The organism is Phytomonospora endophytica, from assembly GCF_014202425.1.
GTDB lineage: Bacteria > Actinomycetota > Actinomycetes > Mycobacteriales > Micromonosporaceae > Phytomonospora > Phytomonospora endophytica.
Map to the genome: position 1 here is coordinate 1 of NZ_JACHGT010000017.1, position 17,764 is coordinate 17,764.

Annotated in this window: 14 protein-coding genes, 1 pseudogene and 1 CRISPR repeat array; of the genes and pseudogenes, 3 read left to right on the top strand and 12 right to left on the bottom strand. The window is 69.8% G+C overall.

The features are described from left to right. Positions 1 to 127 precede the first annotated feature (127 nt). Positions 128 to 996 (top strand): annotated as a pseudogene (locus HNR73_RS31360) (IS5 family transposase). A 549-nt stretch (positions 997 to 1,545) separates the two neighbouring features. Further along, a CRISPR array of direct repeats spans positions 1,546 to 3,404; the repeat unit is 29 nt; unit sequence GTGCTCTCCACGAGCGTGGAGGTGGTCCG. 299 nt (positions 3,405 to 3,703) lie between these two features. On the opposite strand, the gene HNR73_RS31365 reads toward HNR73_RS31360, so the two are convergent. The 3 genes from HNR73_RS31365 to HNR73_RS31375 form a co-directional block, all read right to left on the bottom strand. Beyond that, complete coding sequence (locus HNR73_RS31365; protein ID WP_184791312.1) at positions 3,704 to 4,783, bottom strand: hypothetical protein; 1,080 nt, start codon at positions 4,781 to 4,783, stop codon at positions 3,704 to 3,706. A 189-nt stretch (positions 4,784 to 4,972) separates the two neighbouring features. Then, the gene (locus tag HNR73_RS31370; RefSeq protein WP_184791313.1) at positions 4,973 to 5,461 is read right to left on the bottom strand and encodes an 8-oxo-dGTP diphosphatase; all 489 of its coding nucleotides are present in this window, start codon (positions 5,459 to 5,461) and stop codon (positions 4,973 to 4,975) included. 315 nt (positions 5,462 to 5,776) lie between these two features. Further along, positions 5,777 to 6,115: a ferrous iron transport protein A gene (locus tag HNR73_RS31375; RefSeq protein ID WP_184791314.1), complete on the bottom strand. Its 339-nt coding sequence runs from the start codon at positions 6,113 to 6,115 to the stop codon at positions 5,777 to 5,779. A gap of 259 nt (positions 6,116 to 6,374) precedes the next feature. Here HNR73_RS31375 and HNR73_RS31380 point away from each other — a divergent pair, with 259 nt between their 5' ends. After that, entirely contained in the window at positions 6,375 to 6,701 is a 327-nt protein-coding gene (locus HNR73_RS31380; RefSeq protein WP_184791315.1) for a hypothetical protein, read from the top strand. Between the two features lie 166 nt (positions 6,702 to 6,867). Beyond that, positions 6,868 to 7,509, top strand: coding sequence for a carbonic anhydrase (locus tag HNR73_RS31385; protein ID WP_184791316.1), 642 nt, complete (start codon positions 6,868 to 6,870; stop codon positions 7,507 to 7,509). 32 nt (positions 7,510 to 7,541) lie between these two features. On the opposite strand, the gene HNR73_RS39235 is transcribed toward HNR73_RS31385, so the two are convergent. The 9 genes from HNR73_RS39235 to HNR73_RS31430 form a co-directional block, all read right to left on the bottom strand. Beyond that, positions 7,542 to 8,912, bottom strand: coding sequence for a hypothetical protein (locus HNR73_RS39235; protein WP_203686690.1), 1,371 nt, complete (start codon positions 8,910 to 8,912; stop codon positions 7,542 to 7,544). Next, positions 8,909 to 9,781, bottom strand: coding sequence for a TRM11 family SAM-dependent methyltransferase (locus tag HNR73_RS31395; RefSeq protein ID WP_184791317.1), 873 nt, complete (start codon positions 9,779 to 9,781; stop codon positions 8,909 to 8,911). Before HNR73_RS31395 ends, HNR73_RS39235 begins: the two co-directional genes overlap by 4 nt. Then, positions 9,778 to 10,407 carry a hypothetical protein gene (locus tag HNR73_RS31400; RefSeq protein ID WP_184791318.1) on the bottom strand — a complete coding sequence of 210 codons (630 nt, stop codon included), beginning with the start codon at positions 10,405 to 10,407 and terminating at the stop codon, positions 9,778 to 9,780. The genes HNR73_RS31395 and HNR73_RS31400 overlap by 4 nt, the downstream gene beginning before the upstream one ends. Positions 10,408 to 10,585: 178 nt before the next feature. Beyond that, positions 10,586 to 11,059: a hypothetical protein gene (locus HNR73_RS31405; RefSeq protein WP_184791319.1), complete on the bottom strand. Its 474-nt coding sequence runs from the start codon at positions 11,057 to 11,059 to the stop codon at positions 10,586 to 10,588. Positions 11,060 to 11,546: 487 nt separating this feature from the next. Beyond that, positions 11,547 to 13,778 (bottom strand): AfsR/SARP family transcriptional regulator, encoded by a 2,232-nt coding sequence (locus tag HNR73_RS31410; RefSeq protein WP_184791320.1) that lies wholly within the window; start codon positions 13,776 to 13,778, stop codon positions 11,547 to 11,549. Next, positions 13,778 to 15,289, bottom strand: a complete 1,512-nt coding sequence (locus tag HNR73_RS31415; protein WP_184791321.1) for a hypothetical protein — start codon at positions 15,287 to 15,289, stop codon at positions 13,778 to 13,780. Before HNR73_RS31415 ends, HNR73_RS31410 begins: the two co-directional genes overlap by 1 nt. Positions 15,290 to 15,302: 13 nt before the next feature. Beyond that, positions 15,303 to 16,340, bottom strand: coding sequence for a hypothetical protein (locus tag HNR73_RS31420; protein ID WP_184791322.1), 1,038 nt, complete (start codon positions 16,338 to 16,340; stop codon positions 15,303 to 15,305). Positions 16,341 to 16,518: 178 nt separating this feature from the next. Then, positions 16,519 to 16,911 carry an NUDIX domain-containing protein gene (locus HNR73_RS31425; protein WP_239122274.1) on the bottom strand — a complete coding sequence of 131 codons (393 nt, stop codon included), beginning with the start codon at positions 16,909 to 16,911 and terminating at the stop codon, positions 16,519 to 16,521. 164 nt (positions 16,912 to 17,075) lie between these two features. After that, positions 17,076 to 17,762, bottom strand: coding sequence for a hypothetical protein (locus HNR73_RS31430; protein ID WP_184791324.1), 687 nt, complete (start codon positions 17,760 to 17,762; stop codon positions 17,076 to 17,078). Between the last annotated feature and the right edge of the window lie 2 nt (positions 17,763 to 17,764).

Genomic DNA, 17,764 nt, shown 5'->3' on the forward strand with positions numbered 1-17,764 from the left:
CCTGGCACTGGCGACGCCGACACCAAACCCGCGCACAACGCAGCCACTACCAGCGAAGACACCCACAACATCACAAACCACAGCTGTAGTACTAGGTCGTGTTTGCAAAGGGGTGGATGATGGTGTGGTGGTTCGTCGCTATGAGTTGTCGGATGGTGAGTGGGAGGGCTTGTCGGGGTTGTTGCCGCCGGTGGTGAACGGTGGTCGGCCGAGGATGGATGACCGGCGGGTGTTGAACGGGATCGCGTGGAAGATCCGGTCGGGTGCGCCGTGGCGGGATGTTCCCGAACGTTATGGCCCTTGGCGGAGTGTGTATGCGCGTTTCCGCAGGTGGGCTCTGGATGGGACCTTTCAGCGGGTCCTGGCCGGGCTCCAGGCGCGAGCCGATGCGCGTGGGGACGTGGACTGGCTGGTGTCGATCGACTCGACGATCACGCGTGCCCACCAGCACGCCGCCGGCGCTAAAGGGGGCGGAGCGATTCGGGCGAATCGCTTCACGCCATCGGACGATCCCGAGGTGGATTGACCACGAAGGTCCATCTCGCCTGCGATGGGAACGGACGGACCCTCGCCTTCGTCGTCTCGGCGGGCAACGTCAACGACTGCACCCGGTTCGAAGCCGTCTGGGACGCCATTAGAGTCACCCGGCCGGGGCCGGGGCGGCCACGCACCAGACCTGACCACGTCATCGCCGACAAGGGCTACTCCACGCGCGCGATCCGCACCCATTTACGCAAACGTGGTATCGGCGCCACGATCCCCGAACGCGCCGATCACCAGACCAACCGCGCCCGCAAAGGCCCCCGCGGTGGCAGGCCACCGACCTTCGACCAGCAGCGCTACGCCCGACGCAACGTCGTCGAACGCTGCTTCAACAGGTTGAAGCAGCGGCGCGGCATCGCCACCCGATACGACAAAACAACCGAGTCCTACCAGGCAGCTATCACCCTCGCCGCCATCCACCAACGGCTACCCACCTTTGCAAACACGCCCTAGGGTCGGGCACGTCCGCGCCCTTTGACACCCGTCCGATCCGCGCGTTGAGGCACCAATGACTCACATCCACACGACGCTCGCTGTGGACATCGTCGCCTGGTCCTAACCGCGGGCCGGGTGGTGGCGCTGTTGCGTCCGGACAGCTTCCGGCTACTGTTCGTCGTCGCTTTCTGACTGTCTTGGTTGCCTCGTCGCAGCATGGCCCTCTACGACCTAACCGTCAGGAAGACCTTCCGCCGACAACCACCGGCTCGGAAACGCAGCCTCCGCTGATGCCTGGTAATGGCCTTCCTAGACCGGGACAAGACGCCAGGCCGCGTACACAGCGACACCCCGCAGCAGGCGCAAGTTCCCGGATTGCTGGCGAAATGAATCCACACGAACGCGGAATCAGTTGCTGAGGGATCGCGCCGCCCTAGAGGATGTCGGAGGTTCGGAACCTACTCTTGGCATGTGACGGGACATGCGGCAGGACGGATCATGCACGGCTGCGGAGCCATGGCTCGCCAAAACGTGCAAGAGGCTCGGTAAAGCTGCACTTCGCAAAGGGTGCTCTCCACGAGCGTGGAGGTGGTCCGGTGAGGTGATGGCCGTGGACGTCGGCGAGGGCGTGCTCTCCACGAGCGTGGAGGTGGTCCGGCCGACACCGACACCGATGAGTTCCACCCCACGTGCTCTCCACGAGCGTGGAGGTGGTCCGGACATGGCGACCGTCGCTATCCGCACGCAGGCGTGCTCTCCACGAGCGTGGAGGTGGTCCGCCGCCGAGTTCGCCGCCTCGGCGATGGCTCAGGTGCTCTCCACGAGCGTGGAGGTGGTCCGCGTGGCTGCGTAAACACGAGTTGCCTTTTGATGTGCTCTCCACGAGCGTGGAGGTGGTCCGCCGCGAAATAGCGTGTGGTACCTGCCGTCGTGGTGCTCTCCACGAGCGTGGAGGTGGTCCTACCCGCGAGAGTCAGCGGGAGGGGGGACAGGGGTGCTCTCCACGAGCGTGGAGGTGGTCCGCGTTCAGGGGATCGGCTAGACAGCTGACCCCGGTGCTCTCCACGAGCGTGGAGGTGGTCCGGCCGGCCGTGCCGCTGGCGACGCTATGTCTAAGTGCTCTCCACGAGCGTGGAGGTGGTCCGATGTACTTATTGGTGAACGTCTGTCCGATGTGGTGCTCTCCACGAGCGTGGAGGTGGTCCGGAGGTGATTAGGGTGTCGGCGATGCCGAGCCCGTGCTCTCCACGAGCGTGGAGGTGGTCCGGTGAGCCGCAGATCTGCGTCGAGGTCGTCCGGGTGCTCTCCACGAGCGTGGAGGTGGTCCGGCGGGCCTGACCGCCAACACCCCGACCGACCTGTGCTCTCCACGAGCGTGGAGGTGGTCCGCCTTGGCGCGGTGTTCACTGGATGAGGCCCGCGTGCTCTCCACGAGCGTGGAGGTGGTCCGTCCTGATCATGCCGAAACGCACCCTCGAAACCGTGCTCTCCACGAGCATGGAGGTGGTCCGCGATCGTCAACGCGACCGATCGGCGCAACCAGGTGCTCTCCACGAGCGTGGAGGTGGTCCGCGCTCGCGCGAGCCGCTACGCCGCGTGAGGCAGTGCTCTCCACGAGCGTGGAGGTGGTCCGGTCAACCGGGCCATGGCCATCGAGGTCGTCGGGTGCTCTCCACGAGCGTGGAGGTGGTCCGTAGACCGTCGCGGTGTACGTCTCTCCACTCCAGTGCTCTCCACGAGCGTGGAGGTGGTCCGATGGCCCGTCTCGGCGGCCTGGAGCTGGAGCCGTGCTCTCCACGAGCGTGGAGGTGGTCCGGTCATCATCGCGGGCACCGCGACCCCGGCGCCGTGCTCTCCACGAGCGTGGAGGTGGTCCGCTCTTCGGGCCTGCCGCGCTCGCGAGCCTCATGTGCTCTCCACGAGCGTGGAGGTGGTCCGGTTGCAGCGCGTACGACTCTTGTAGTCAAGACGTGCTCTCCACGAGCGTGGAGGTGGTCCGGGGCTGTAGACGTCCTTACCCTGCACGGACAGGTGCTCTCCACGAGCGTGGAGGTGGTCCGGCCGTCGGCCGCGGCCTGTCGCGCCGGTGCGTGTGCTCTCCACGAGCGTGGAGGTGGTCCGACGACCCGTTTGCGCAGCAGGCCGGGGTCGGGGTGCTCTCCACGAGCGTGGAGGTGGTCCGGTTCTCCCGTGAGCACGGTCGCCGCGCGCAACGTGCTCTCCACGAACGTGGAGGTGGTCCGCAGCTCGTACGACCTTGACGCCATGGCAAACGGTGCTCTCCACGAGCGTGGAGGTGGTCCGCGTGTCCCGGCTGCGGCGGGTGGCTGGAGGAGGTGCTCTCCACGAGCGTGGAGGTGGTCCGGAGCTGGGGAACAAGACGGCTCACCGTCGGTCGTGCTCTCCACGAGCGTGGAGATGATCCGATCCCGCGGTGTTCGGCGCGAGGGCCGGGTTGATCTGAATCGTCAACGTCCTCGGGGTACACCTCTGGGTACAGCCGCATCATCTCCTCCCGGAGTCACTCCTGCTGCTCAAGGTGTTCGTCGAACCAGCTCTGGTATCTGCTCTGCAATGGTGGGTCTGTTGGGCGATGCCGGCACCCGATCCCACGCAGCAACCGGTGCGAGTGTGCCGGACGGTCGGGGTGGCGCACACCGGGTTGGTCTGTGCCGGGGTCTCGGTGTGGAAAGACGGTGGCAGGTCGTGGGATCCGGTCTCGGCCTTACCGCGTTCGCACACTGATCTGGTGGCTGACGTCGACGCGTTCACCGAAGGCCGGTCGGCGAAGGGTGCGGGTGCTGCCGTCTTCGACGAGGTTGAGCTGTGTGGCTCCCAGCCGGGTGTGGGTGTCGACTTCGATGGCCAGCAGGCGGATGTCGCCTTCGGCGACGCGCACCGGGACGGTCAGGGGCGTGATCCGATCGTCGGGTTCGCCGGAGCGGCCTTCGCCGGTGGGGAGCCACACCTCCACCTCGTGGCGGCCGGGGGTCAGTTCGTACCACCAGGTCGCCCAGGACGCCGGTCTGCTGCGGCCGTCGATCCACAGTCGAGGGTCGGCGAGCCAGGAGTGGGCGTTGCCGGCGTGCGGGAGGTCTTCGGCGAGGGTGTGCCGGTACTGGAAAGCGATGAGCAGGCAGCCCAGGCCCTCGGCGGGGGCGGGGATGCTGCGCGGGGTCGTGCCCAGGAAGGAGGCCGGTTGGCGGGAGACGGCGTCGGTGACCAGGCGTGCCTCGTCGGCGGCGTCGATGCGGATGCGACGGTCGGCGCGTCGGCGCCGGCGTTCCCAGGCCCATGGGGCGAGGCAGGCGATCGCGATCATTCCCGCGACCAGGAAGGTGAAGCGGGGAGGCCGGCCCAGTGTTTCGGGTAGGCCGGTGAAGGGGAGAACGGCGAAGGCGACAAGCAGTGCGGCGGCCGAGAACACCCAGGAGCGTTTCGTCGTCCCGATGCCACGGACCGGGCGGCGCCCGAGGAGGCCGTGGGCTCCTGGTGTGCGTGAGGCGACGTAGTCGAGTTCGACCACTTCGCCGGTGCGGACCGACACCCATGAGGCGCCTTCGACGGCTTTTTCGCGGACCTCGACGAGGTGCTCCCCCGGTGGCACCACGGCGATCATCCGGCCCCAGCCGTGCCACAGTGGACGACCGTTGACGCCGATGTTGCGGTCGGGTTCGTGGCGGCGTATCCCCCGGGCGCGGCGGGTTCGAACGGCGATGCCGCCGAATCCGTGCGGCAGCGGCGGTCTCGACCAGCGATCCGGCCAGCGCATGAGCGGGTATGTGGGGTCCCGAAACGACTCCATGGATCCTCCCGAGGGCGCTGGGGCCGAGCGCGCCCGGGCGATGGTCGAAGTGGCGCCGATCGGCGGATCGCGACGGGCTCGCAGGCTCCCACCGAGCAGACGTCCGGGCTCGTCGACATTCGACTGTGCCGCAGGGGCACGGCACTGTCAACAACCGTTGGTCTACGTCAACCCCAAGGGGGCCGGGTGTCAGGCGGCCTGCTCGCTGAAGCGGGCCTCGGCGACGGTCTCGCAGTCCGCGGCGAAGCTGATCTCGGCGGTCACGTATTCGCCGGCCAGCACCCGGGGCAGCCACAGCCGGGCGTCGTCCCACATCTTCGTCAACGGCAGGTCGTCGAAGGGGAACCACTCCGGGATGATCTCGTCGGATTCCACGGCCCGGCCGCTGAAGCGGTCGGCCCCGAACACCGACACCACCGCATCCCAGGCCGGGCGCGTCGGGAAACGAAACGTCACCACACCGAGCTCGCGCAAACAGGTGGGATCGACCCGGATGCCCGACTCCTCCTCGACTTCTCGCACGGTCGCCTGCGCCGGCGACTCACCGGGTTCGACGTGACCGCCCAGCCCGACGATCTTCCCGGCCCCGAAACCGGTCTTCTTCAGACCCAGCAGCACCTCAGGACCTGTGTCCGACGTTCGGGTCAGGTAGCACAGGCACAGCGACGTCACATTCATCGCGCCAGTATCGATGGCCGACCCGGACGCGCTTCACCGACCGTCGCGGCTGGTTTCAAGGGTGGTAAGCGGGAACTTAGGTTCTAGATCTCGTCGCAACTCCCGGCCCGAGGGACGTTGCAGTGACCAGGCCGTTTCGTACCCGTAGGAGGCGTGGTCCCGCGCCTTTGGCGGACAAGCGTGATCACTACCTTCGCCTGATGCCGCAAGGTGCGTGGTGGTGCCACGCTGCGCTGCGGGGTCCATGATCACGGGCGGGTCCTGGCCCTACCGATAGTGTCGGACGGCGCGTTGCGTGATTGGTGGCCTGGTGGGCTACTCGGGCTGGATGTATCGATCCCAGATCTGTGCCCCGTGGTAGGGGCCTTCGCCACTGCTCTCGTACCGGGGCTCGTCGAAGGTCACAAAGTATTCGAGTTCGCCGGGTGTGGCGTGTGCATGTTGGACGGGTTTTGGTGCTCCGACGGTGCTGATGGCGCCGGTGAACTCGGCCGCCCACGGGCCGTCCCAGTTGGGGTCACGCGTGATGTGAACGCGGGTTCCTGCTGGTAGAGCTCCTTGTGGCCAGTCCTGGGGCAGCGGCTTGCCGGCGATGTGTTCGATGGCCTGTCGAACTCGGGTTGCCTGCTGATCTTCGATGGGGGTTTCGGGCATGCGCCGATCCTGCCTGACCAGTGGGGACGGTTGTCAGGACGGGATGCCTTGGAGGGCTCGGGTGTGGGCGAGGCGCCAGGCGCAGCACCGGGTTGCGTGGTCTCGACCGCGGCTGCGGCCGGACCGACGGGTTCGGTGTCGGCTTGGGCGGCTTTGCGGGCTTCGACGGCGACCGCGTCAGTCAACGCGCCGGCGGAAAGGGCGGTGGCGATGCCGGTGACGAGGGGGATGACCGATGACCGACGGTAGGTTTCGTGGCATGACCGGCCCCACGCACACTCCCACTCCCCCTGTCGTCCCCGGTGCTCTCGGCACGAGCATCGACGACCTCACCGCCGCCGTCGAGGCCGGCACCGCGTCGGCCGGGCGTCTGCTGGGTCTGCCCGAACTGCCCGGTGACGGCGTGTGGGTCGACATCGCCGGTGCCGCGGCGGTCGTCGGCGTGGCCTCCCAGACCATCACCGGCTGGGTCAACAGCAATGCCCCGCAGGAGCTGCCGTTTCCCGCCCCGCAGCGGATCCTCTACCGCCTCTACTGGCCGCTGGCCGACATCCAGGGCTGGATGGGTGCCCGGCCGCCGCGCTGACAGACCGATTCGAAACAGCGCCATGGGCCAGTGATCTTCGAGTGGGCGCGGTCGGTGACGTGACGGCACCGGGAGGTGCGCGGCGTGGCTGCCGTGACCGGCACCGCGCGACTTCGATCGCGACATGCCGTCCGACGGGGGGTGGTTCTGCCCTAGGCTTCGCACCATGGCCAAGATCAAATCCCCTTCGCCCGGCGAGGCCTTCGACCGGCTGCTCACCGGCAACGCACGCTTCGTGACGGGCGCGCCCCTGCACCCCAACCAGGACGCGGCACGCCGCGCCGAACTCGCTCCCGGCCAGCAGCCTTTCGCCGTGATGTTCGGCTGCTCCGACTCCCGCCTGGCCGCCGAGATCATCTTCGACCAGGGCCTCGGTGACCTGTTCGTGGTCCGCACCGCCGGCCACGTGGTGGGCGGGGAAGTCTTGGGCAGCATCGAATACGGCGTCCACGTCCTCGACTGCCCGCTCGTCATCGTGCTCGGCCACGACTCCTGCGGCGCGGTCGCCGCGGCCTGCGCGGCACTCGAAGACGGCTCCGCACCCGCCGGATACATCCGCGACATCGTCGAACGAGTCACCCCCAGCGTCCTGGCGGCGCGAGCGGCGGGGCACTTCGACGCCGACAGCATCCTCGCCGCGCACGTCGAGAACACCGTCGATCTGCTCCTGGAACGTTCCCGGGTCCTGGCCGAACGCGTCGAGACCGGCAAGACCGCGATCGTCGGCCTCTGCTATCGCCTCGCCGACGGCAGCGCGCAGGTCGTGGCGGCCCGAGGCCTGGACCTCACCACCCCGTCGGCACCCTGAACCGGTCCACCATCGACACGTCCTCGCGCGGGTCAGCGCGGCTGTGCCGGGGTCGCGCCGTCCACCACGTCCTCACGGATGGCATCGGCGAGCGCGACGAGGAATTCGCTGCGGCAGGCGACGGCGAGTTTGCGGGCCAGGGCGATGAGCCGCTGGGCGGCTTTCGGTGACTGCTTGGCGCCTTCTTCGGCGACCCAGAGCAGGGCGTGGGCGCGCTGGGTGACCGATTGGGCGGCGCGGTCGGTGGTCGACATGACGAGTCGTTCGGCGCGTGGGAGGTCGGCGGCGGCCAGGGCGGTGGCGATGCGTCTTTTGGCGTGGGCGGCCCATAGTTCGTCGGTGATGAGGGCGGCGATCTTTTCGCAGCGGTCCGGGTAGGGCACGGCGAAGGCGGCCGCGAGGTGGGCGTAGGCGAGTTCGGTGGCCGCGGTGTCGGCATCGGGGAGAGTGCGGACGATGCGTTCGGCGTCGTCGGGGGCGATGCGGGCCGCTCGGAGGGCGACTTCGACGAGGGCGGAGATCTTGGCGTTGCGGTCGGTGATGGTGTGGGCGCGGGTTTCGGCGCGGTCCATCGCGGCGGTGGACTTGAAACCGCCTGAGCGCAGCGAGAGTAGGTAGGCGCGGTGCTTGCGTAGGAAGCTGCGGGCGTATTTGCGGGTTTCGTCGGGGCCCATGGTGCCTCCTCGGGGTGCTCGGTCGGACCGGTGTTCGATGGATGCCCACGCGGGGGGTGTGTCAAACGGCTCGGGTTCGCTTGACGGATGTGGGTGGGGCGTGATGTGGAGGTGGATGTGGGCCTGGTAGTCGCAGCGTGTGCCTGCCGGTCGCAGGGTTTCGGGTGTGGGGATCTGTCGGGTCCGGCGTAGTGCGGCGGTGATCAGGTCGGCGGTGAGGGAGCGCAGGTGCGGGTTCTCGCCGGCGAGGGCCAGGCAGCGGCGGACCGTGGTGAGTTCGGCGGTCGCGGCGGCTTTGGTGGCGAAACCGTAGCGGCGCAAGGGGTTGCGGCGCCTGCCGTCGTGGTGGGGTGGGAGTTTGCACTGGTATTTCCAGGTTCCGTGCCTGCTCGACCAGCGCCCGAGTGCGTCGTGGAGTTTCGGGCATGTCGGGCCGAGTTTCTGGTTGGTGTCGGGGTCGCGGCAGGTGCAGTGCTTGGCGATACCGCCACGGGTTCGTCTCTGGTGATGTCGTGGTGGTCTGGTGCCGATCAAGGTGATCAGGTCGGCGGTCGCGACTCGGTAGGCGGCGTCCCTCCCGCCTGCTTGGAACACCCGGACCGGGAACTCGCCTGCGGCGGCGAGCCGGTAGGCCTTGGTGCGTTCTATGCGCAGGGCCTGTGCGGCGGTGTCGAGGTCGACTACGACCGGCAGTGCCAGTAGTTCGCGCTCGCTCATGCCCTTGGTCACGACACAGCCCTCATGTGCTGGTCCCCGGTTTTGGTGAACACGAGGATGTCTTCGTGGACGATGACGGCGACCGGGCGGCCGGCGGAGGTGGAGCGGCGGGCGTAGTCGAGGGCGAAGAAGGACGGTCGGCTGGCCAGGCGCCCCCGGCGCCATGCCGCCAGCAGCGCCACGCAGCGTTCGGCGGGTACGAGTCCGGCTTGGTGTGCGGCGGCGGTGACCAGGCCTGGCAGGTCGACGAGTTCACCGCCGACCCGAAAGGGCCTGGTCGCCACCACGACCCGGCCGTGTGCGGCCAGCAGGGTGGAGCAGCCGGTGAGGATGTCGGCCAGGTCGTCCAGCAGTTGGGGAAGCGGCCGGTGGGCGAGGTTGGCGCGATCGTGGCCGTAGTCGCGGTCGAAGCGCACGAGCCCGGGGGTGTCGGCGGGTAGGTCGCGGGCGGTCATGACCCGCCCGTGGACGCCCGGGCCATAGGGAGGGGACGTGACGACCAGGTCGATTCGGCCGTGCAGGTCGGGGAACAGGCCCGGCAGGCCGCGAGCGTCGCCGGTGCGCATGGTCGCCGACAGGCCCGCGCGCCCGGCCCGTCGCAGGTTCGCTGCGGCGACGGCCGACCAGCGGGGTTCGAGTTCGACGCCGCACGCGTGCCGCCCGGCCCGCAGGGCTTCGACCAGGGTGGTGCCGATCCCGCACATCGGGTCGAGGACGAGGTCGCCGGGACTGGTGTAGGCGCCGATGGCGTGGCGGGCGATCGCCGGGAGCATCTTGGCCGGGTGCGGTGTGGAGGCCCTGACGTAGTGGCGGCGCTGGGCTTGGGGGGAGTCTTGGGCGGTGGCCCATACCGAGCCCCATTGCCGGTGGCGTCTGCTCACACCGGGCGCCGCGGGTTGGCGAAGACGTAGACGTCGCGGTGGGAGCGGGTGTGCGCCCGGCGGCGGCGTTTTCGGTCGTTGAGGTTGGCCTCGGTGGTGACCGCCTCATCGAGGACGGCGCCGGAGACGGTCACCAGGTGCTGGGTGAACGCCAGGCCCACAGCGGCGGCGCCGGTGACGATCCCGGCGTGGGAGTCGGGTGTGGCGCACATGACCGCGAGGTGCCCGCCGGTGCGCAACGCTCCCCGCACCGCTGGCCACCAGCCGGGTGAGTGGGCCGCGTCGCTGGTGGCGATGACCAGGTCGGCTTCGTCGGTGTAGGCCGACACCGCGGTCGGTAGGTCGTCTGGGTCGACGAGGCGGATTTGTCCCAGGGCGCGCTGCTCGGTGGTGTCGAGGAGCGTGGTCGGGTCGGTGGGGACGAAGGCGATGCACCGTCGGCCCGCCGTGATCGCCGGCAGCAGCGCCGTGCCGGTGGTGTCGAGGATCAGGCCCTGTGGGCGGGTGTAGACGGCGATGAGGCCTTCGGGCAGCTGCTCCTCGACGCGGTGGGAGCCGGCCCACACCGACGGTGGCACATCGAGGTTGCCCGCCAGTGGGGCGGGGAGATCAGGTGTATTGGTCATGTGGTTCGTGCGGGCTGATCCGCTCCGCCACCGGAGGCAACCGCTTCTGTTTTTACACCACCGGCGGCGTCGCCGACCGGGATCGGTGAGGCACAGGACAGGCACAGCACAGGCACAGCGACCCGGGCACGCTCGGCCACGCCCACAACGGGCGTGGCCGAGAACGCCACGGGCTAGATCACCTCGCGCCCACCCGACACGAAGAGGCTGAACGGTCGCAATAGGTGTATCCGTAGCCCTGGTGCGTGTCATCCCAGACGAAGATGTACACCCTGGTGATGCCGCCGTAGTCGGCGCTGCCGTCGAGCGGGACATCACCGATCGTGTACCACTTGCCGGTGGCCGCGTTACCGCACAGCCCGGTGAACTCCGCCTCGTCGACGAGCTCTCCGGCCGTGTTGTTGCCCTGCAGCTGCAGGGTCCCGCACTCACCGGCATGGACCCAGAACTTCACCGACGTGAACGTGACCGAGCGGTTGTACCAGCTGATGCCGCCGGTCGCCTTATCGGCCAGCGCCCCCGATCCACCGGCGTGTGTGTAGGTGGCGGTGAAGCCGCCCGGCGACGCGTTCGCGGCGCCACCGGCTCCCACCAGCGCCACCGCGGCCAACCCGAACCCGATCACGGCCTGGAGCAGCCGTCGTCTGAGCATCGTGACTCCCTCGATCAACGGCAACAGCGCATCGCAGCCCCTACCCGTCTGCGGCCGTGCCGGTGACGATCACGCTAGGTTTCTCCGGCTTCAGATCGGCTTCAGGCGACGCCGGCTCCGGCCTGGGGCGCGGTCGCGAGGCCGCGATATCCGCGCTTGAGCACCGCGACGGCCCCGAACCCGCATCCGCGCGGCACAGGCCAGGCACAACCCCTTGGTGATCGCGATGCGCTGTCCAGATCGACCCGTGCGCAAGAAGGAAGCCGCCGTCAGGTGCGCCTTTTCGGCCTGGACTGGGACCACCGTGCCCACGAGCTCTGCCACCGTGCCAAAAGAACTGGAGTTGAACCTGGCGAGTCGACGCCCATGCGCGGTGACCGGTTCAGCCGGGCCGACGAGCCACCTCTGCTGCTATCCCATGCCGCTCATCCGGTGCGATGCCCGATGATTCGCCACGTCCCCGGCCTCATAGCAGCGTCCGCGTCGGCTAGGGACCGTCGTTGAACAGTCCATAGGTGGCCTGGTCGGGTTCTTCGTCGATGTCGCGCAGGGCTGTCTTGAAGGTGCGGAACAGGCGCAGGGCGGCGTCGAGGCGGCCGGCGGCCAGGTGGGCGGTAATGGTGCGCTGGTGGAGGGTCTCGTTGAGCGGGTCGAGGGTGCAGGCGGTGTCGAGGCTGGTGATGGCGGCCTGGGGGTTGCCGCTGTCGTGGTGGAGTTCGGCAAGGCGGATGTGGGCGTTGACGGTGCGGTGGCGGAGGTTTTCGCGGACGGGGTCGGCCCATTCGCCGTCGCAGGCGGTGGCGAAGTCGGCCTGGTAGGCAGCGGTGGCGGCGGTGAGGTGCCGGGTTTCTTCTGTCGGGTCGGTGGTGTGGGCGGCGGTGTTGAGGTGGGTGTGGAAGCGCCACAGGTCGCAGTCGACGACGGTGGGGTCGAGGCCGTGGCGTTCGGCGGTGGTGGTGATGAAGGTGGCCTCGGGGTGGCCGGTGCTGGTGCGCAGCGCTTCGCGGGCGTTGGCGATGAGGGTGCGCAGGTGGTTGCCGGCCTTGGACATGGCGATGTCGGGGAGGAGTTCTTCCATGAGCGTGGCCGGTGAGGCGCCGTGGGGGTGCGCCCAGGCGAGGTAGGCGAGGAGTTCGCGGGTCTTGGTGCGCAGACCGATGGCGATGGGGTGGCCGTCGGCGGTGACGGTGATCGGCCCGAACACGCCGATGTCGGCCAGGGCACCGGTCGACTCCACCGCGACGGTGGGCGCTGGGGCCAGGGGCTCGGCGGTGTTGGGTTCGGGTGGTGGGCGTTTGCTGGCCTCGGTGTCGGCGAGGGTGGCGAGGATCCCGGCGAGGTCGGCGCTCGTGAGGTGGTGGAAACGCGCGACAGGCAGCGCCGCCCCGGTGGTTTCGGTGACGTGGCCGTCGGTGTCGACGGTGGCCGTGGCCTTGGGCCAGGGGCCGAGGACGACGGTGGTGATGGCCAGTGCGGCGTGGTCACCGGCGTGGGCGGCGATGGCGGAATCGCTGGTGATGACCAGAAGCGGCCCGGGGGCGTGGCCGGGGTGGGTGTCGGCGTCGCGGAGGCGGGTGAGTATCTCGCTGTGGAGGGCTGTGGTGGTGTCCTCGCCCGCGGTGAGATTGCTCGGCGTGCCGGTCGGCTCAGGCAGGAGGAGCGTCAGGTCGTCGTCGCTGATGAGGACGCGGTCGCCTTCGGCGAGGTGTGCCGCCAGGAGGGCTCGGGCGGCGGCGTGGGCGCCGGGGCCGGTCAGGCCGATGCCGTCGCCGGGTAGGTCGCTGATGGCGACGGGCGCGTGGTGCTGGTCGGTGCCGGCGGTGTCGGGTTCGGGGTCGCCGATGGTTTCGATGGCGGCGTCGAGGATGGAGCCGACTTTCGCCGGGATGGGCGTGACCGGGGTGGGCGTACCCGACCGGGTGTGGCGGCGCCGGCGGGCTCGGGCGAGGGTGACGCTGGCGGCGATGGCGGTGGCCAGGCCTGCGGCGATCCAGGCTCCGGTGGGGAGGCGGAAGCCGCCGTTGTCGTGCTGCGGGAACGGGCTTCCGGTGGTGGTCGGTGGTGTGGTGGGTGGCGGGGTGTCCGGCGGCGGTGGTTCGGGTGGGGGCGGGTTGGGTGGGGTGAGGGTGCCGGGGAGTTGCAGGGTCCATCCGGGACGGATGAGGGCGGGGCGGGTGAGGCTGCCGCCGTCGGATTGGCGGCGGTGTTCGTTGAGGTCGTAGATGTCCTTCCAGCGCTGCGGGTCGTGGAGTTGCCGGTCGGCGATGTCCCAGAGGGTGTCGCCGGCCCGGACGGTGTAGGTGCCGTTGACGGCGATACCGGCAGCGTCCGCGGTCTCAGGGGTACTCGCCGCAGCGGGGGTGGTGGTGATGGTCCCGGTGACGGCGGTGGTGGCCGCGGTGCCCAGGAGGAACGCGCTGATCGCGCCGACCGGGCCGGGGACGCCCCACCGCTGCGCCTGGGGTGTGGGTTCTTCGCGGGCGAGGCGCACGATGCGGGCGATGATCGCCCACACGAGGGCGGCCCAGGTGATCCACCCGGCGATGACGATGATGTCGGCCAGAGTGTGTTCGTCGGGTGCGGTGACCAGGACGCGCCAGTCCTCACCACGCGGGAAGCGGCCGGGCAGGGGTGACCCGTATTGGAGGAGCAGCCACGGGAGCCCGACGATGATCGCGGCGAGGAACAGGGCGCGGATCGTGCCGTAGACCCATCGCATCACAGGCTCCTTCCTGGCGGGTCGAGGTGCTGGTCGCGCACGGTCGCGGTCAGCGTGATGGCGGCACGGACGGTGAGGGCGGCGATGAACACCACGCACGCGACGGTCCCGGTGCCGGCCGAGACGGTGAGGAGGTAGGCCAGGGCCAAAGGCACCGTCACCGCGATGACGATCGTGCGCTTCGGCGACAGGACCAGGCCGGCGGCGGCGGCCAGCCCGATCAGTCCGATGCGGGCGATGAAGGCGCTGCTGGTCGACATCTGCGCGAACAGCGGCTCGGCGACCCTGATGACCAGGACAGCGAGGACGGCCAGGGCGATGGCGTGCATGGGCGGCCACAGCCGCCGTGCCGGTGGTGTGTCGGGGTGCAGATGGATCGCGACACCGGTCGCGGCATAGGCCGAACTGACCGCGATGGTGGGCAGCACCGTCCACAGCAGAGGACCGCGGGCCTGGACGTAGGCGATCGAGGCCAGCAGCAGCCCGGTCGCGCCCGCGGCGACCAGGCCACCGGCGGCGTCGTAGGCGAGCCAGGCCCCGGCCAGGCGCCAGTCCCACACCCGGTGCCGGGCCAGCCACCAGTGCGCCAGGAGCATCGCCGCGGCGGTGGTGGCCATGGCCAGCCCGACGGCGGCGACGGCGAGGTGGCCGGGTGAGAACACCGGGATCGGGCCGCCGGCGTCGTAGCCGAGTTCGGTGCCGCCGATGACCGAACCGGCCAAGGCCAGCGACAACACCGCGGTCGCGGCCGCCGACAGGACTCCGGCGGGCGGGACGTGTGGCGGTGCGGGTGTGGCGGCGCGGGCATGGGCGTTGGCGACGGTGATGGTGTGTTCGGCCAGGGCGAGCGGTGAGATCTGGCCGATGGGGATGTCGGTGGTGAGGTGGGCGGTGAGGTGGGCGGTGGCGGTGGGTTCGCCGATCACGATGAGCCGTGCCGGTGGGGCCGCCAGGTCGGCGTCGGTGCACAGGGCGTGGATCCAGGTGTGGAGTTCGGTGGCCAGTGGTGTGGTGTCGGTGCTGCGCTGTCGGGTGTGCTGGGCGAGGACGCGGGTCTGGTTGTCGGTGTGGCCGAGTGCGGCGAGGTGGTAGTCGTTGTCGGTCAGCGCGGTGATGGCCACGGCCACCTCGCCGGGGGCGACGTTCGCGGCGGTGAGGATGACCTCGGCGGCGGGCACGGTCCGCAGTACGGTCACGCCCGCTTCGGTGGCGGCGCGGTGCCAGCCGGCGCGGCGGGCCGGGCCCCAGTCGGCGGGGATGGCGGCGATGGCCTCGATGCCGTCGGGGGTGATGGTCGCCGCGGCGGCGACGGTGCGCCAGACCTCGACGTCGGGTGTGCCGGGTGCGATGGGCAGCAGGGGCCAGGCGGTGAACATGACCGGGGTGGTGTCGGTGCCGTTGTCACGGATCGCGGCGAGGGTGGTGAGCGACCACCACACGCCGATCCGGGTCCGTGGCCGGTGGGGGTGGTCTGGCGCGATGAGGCCGCGAAGGATGTGTCCGGTCCTCATCGGCGTCTCCGGTCTACTCGCTGACGTAGGCGAGGTTGTCGCGGTGCCAGACCATGCGGCCCGCGGTCAGTTCGACCCAGCCTCCGGGGCTGAGGGCGATGCTGTGGGTCTTGGCCTCGCCGTCTTGTTCGAAGGTCGCGGTGGCCCGGCCGGGGGTGAGGGTGGTGACCTCCAGTGCTTTGAGTTCCCCGATGGTCAGCGCCAGCTCGGGGTAGGCGTCGATGCGCCAGGAGATGTGTTCCGGCCACGGCAGACCGGCCTCCAGGCGCAGTGGGCAGCCGGGCACGACGGTGGCCTCGTCGCCGGCGCCGGCGGCGCAGTCGTCGAGGTAGGTGTCCACGAGGGTCGACAGGCGCGGGGCGAGGTCGGTGCGCGGGGTGATCGGTGGCGCGACGGTGACCGACTCGGCGGTCCCGGACACCACCAGGGGCACCTCCCCGGCCGCGGTGAAGGTGTCGTGTTCGGCGGTGCCGACGGTGTACACACCGGGCAGGAGCCTCTCCCCCGCTTGGAGGGCGGTGCCGTTGACGGTGGCGAGCAGGCCGGTGGTGTGCGGCGGCCAGGTGATCGTCACGCGGCTGCTGGGCGGGGTGATCGTCCACGGGCCCCAGAAGTGGGTGCGCGCGGCGGTGAGTTCGGTGCGCCAGCGGGTTCCGGCCAGGTCGAAGCCGACGACGACGAGGGCGAGGTCGGGGGTGATGGGGTGGACGGTCTCGACGGTCGGGTCGGCCGGCGGCTGGTAGGTGTCGTCGGTGATCAGGTCGGTGCGGATGCCGTTGGCCGGGGCGGTATCGCGCTCAGCGAGGGCGGTGAAGAACGCGGTGGCGGCGGCGTCGGGGGTGAACAGGATGCCGCGGGCGGCGTGGACGAACATGCCGGAGGCGACGAGGAGGGCGAGGGCGATCAGGCCGGTGTTGGCGACCCAGCGGGGCAGGTGCACACCGGAGGTCCAGATCCCGTCGATGCCGGGCGTCTCAGGGACGTCGAAGCCCGATGGGGAGCTTTCGGTAGCGTGCCCGCCGTGGTGGGCGGGGCTGCTTGTGGCGTCCATCGCCACCACCCCCGTATGGCCATGCTGCAACCATGATCCACTCGTGGTGGGGTGTTCGGCAAGGATCCCGGGGTGGAAAATGCCGGTGTTCTCCCCGAGGCGGTGACGTGTGGGGCCGGCGTGACCATCGGGGCGATCATGAGCGTCTACCAGGGCGGATGCACGTGCACGACGGCGATCAGTGCTCGCCGAGGAGGGCCTTGATGTTGCCGGCGAGGGGCCTGGTGGTCATCTCTTCGCGGGTGAGGAACCGCATGGCGAGGCCTTCGCCGAGGACGACGTCTTCTTGCCGGGCGTCGGTGTCACCGGTGTAGACGTGCATGCGGACGGTGGTGCCGTCGGTGAGGGCCTGATCGAAGGCGCGGGTGAAGGTGAGGGTGGCGGTCAGCCCGGTCTCTTCGAGGAGTTCGCGGTGGGCGGCGGTCAGCGGGTCTTCGCCGGGTTCGATCAGTCCGCCCGGTGGGGACCACCGGTTGGGTTCGGCGCGTTTGTCGGGGCCACGATGCTGCATCAAGATCCGTCCGGCCTGGTCGGTGAGGACGATGAACGCGACTTCGTGATCGATGTCCATGCGCGGCACTCTAGGCGGTGCATGCGACATGTCCGGCTGGTGTCCTGGGCATAAAAAAAGGGCCGGGCTCATGCGGGTGATGTGCGAAAGGGGTGCCTGCGGGCCCGTGGCGTGGAGACGCGCACGGGCCCGACGGCGGTGGAGGGATGGTGCCGGTGATCTTGTCAGGCGTGGCAGTCGACGGCGGCGACGAACACCTCACCGGCCAGGCCGGTCAGGTAGGCCGCCAGGGCGGCGTGATGCCGTTGGCGTTGTGGGCTGCTGCCGGTGCGGCAGGCGAGCCAGGTCCCGTCGAGGGTGAGGAGTTCGCAGGAGGCAAAGGCACCCTCGGCGCGGTCGGTGTGGGCGTGTTGGGTGGCGGCCCAGTCGATGTGGGCGGCGACGGCGGCGTCGGCGCGGTCGGGGTGGGGGCCGAGCGGGCAGGCGCTGGCCGGGCATGCGCTCAGCTGGAGCGTGTCCGGTGGGCGCTCGGGGTGCAGGTGGAGGAAGGGGTGTCCTCTGCCGCCGAGGGTCCAGCCTTCCCAGTGGCCTTGCGGGTTGCCGGTCGACATCACGAAGGCGCGGCCGGTGGTGTCGAGGTGGACGCGCTGGTCTGCCGGGATGCGGTGCGGGATGGTTCGCTGGGCGTCGGCGACGGCCTCCCAGGTGAGGTCGGCGGGCAGCGGTGTCTGTTCGTGGAGTTCGGGTAGGAGGTGCCAGTCGGCGGGGTCGTCGGGCAGGTCGAGGCGGTAGGGCGCGACGGGGAAGCCTTCACCGAAGGGTTCGAGTGCGGTGTCGATGGCGTGGAATGCCGTGTCCTTGTCGGGGCAGGCGGTGTGCGGGAGGCACACCAGTACGCGGCGGTGGACCATGA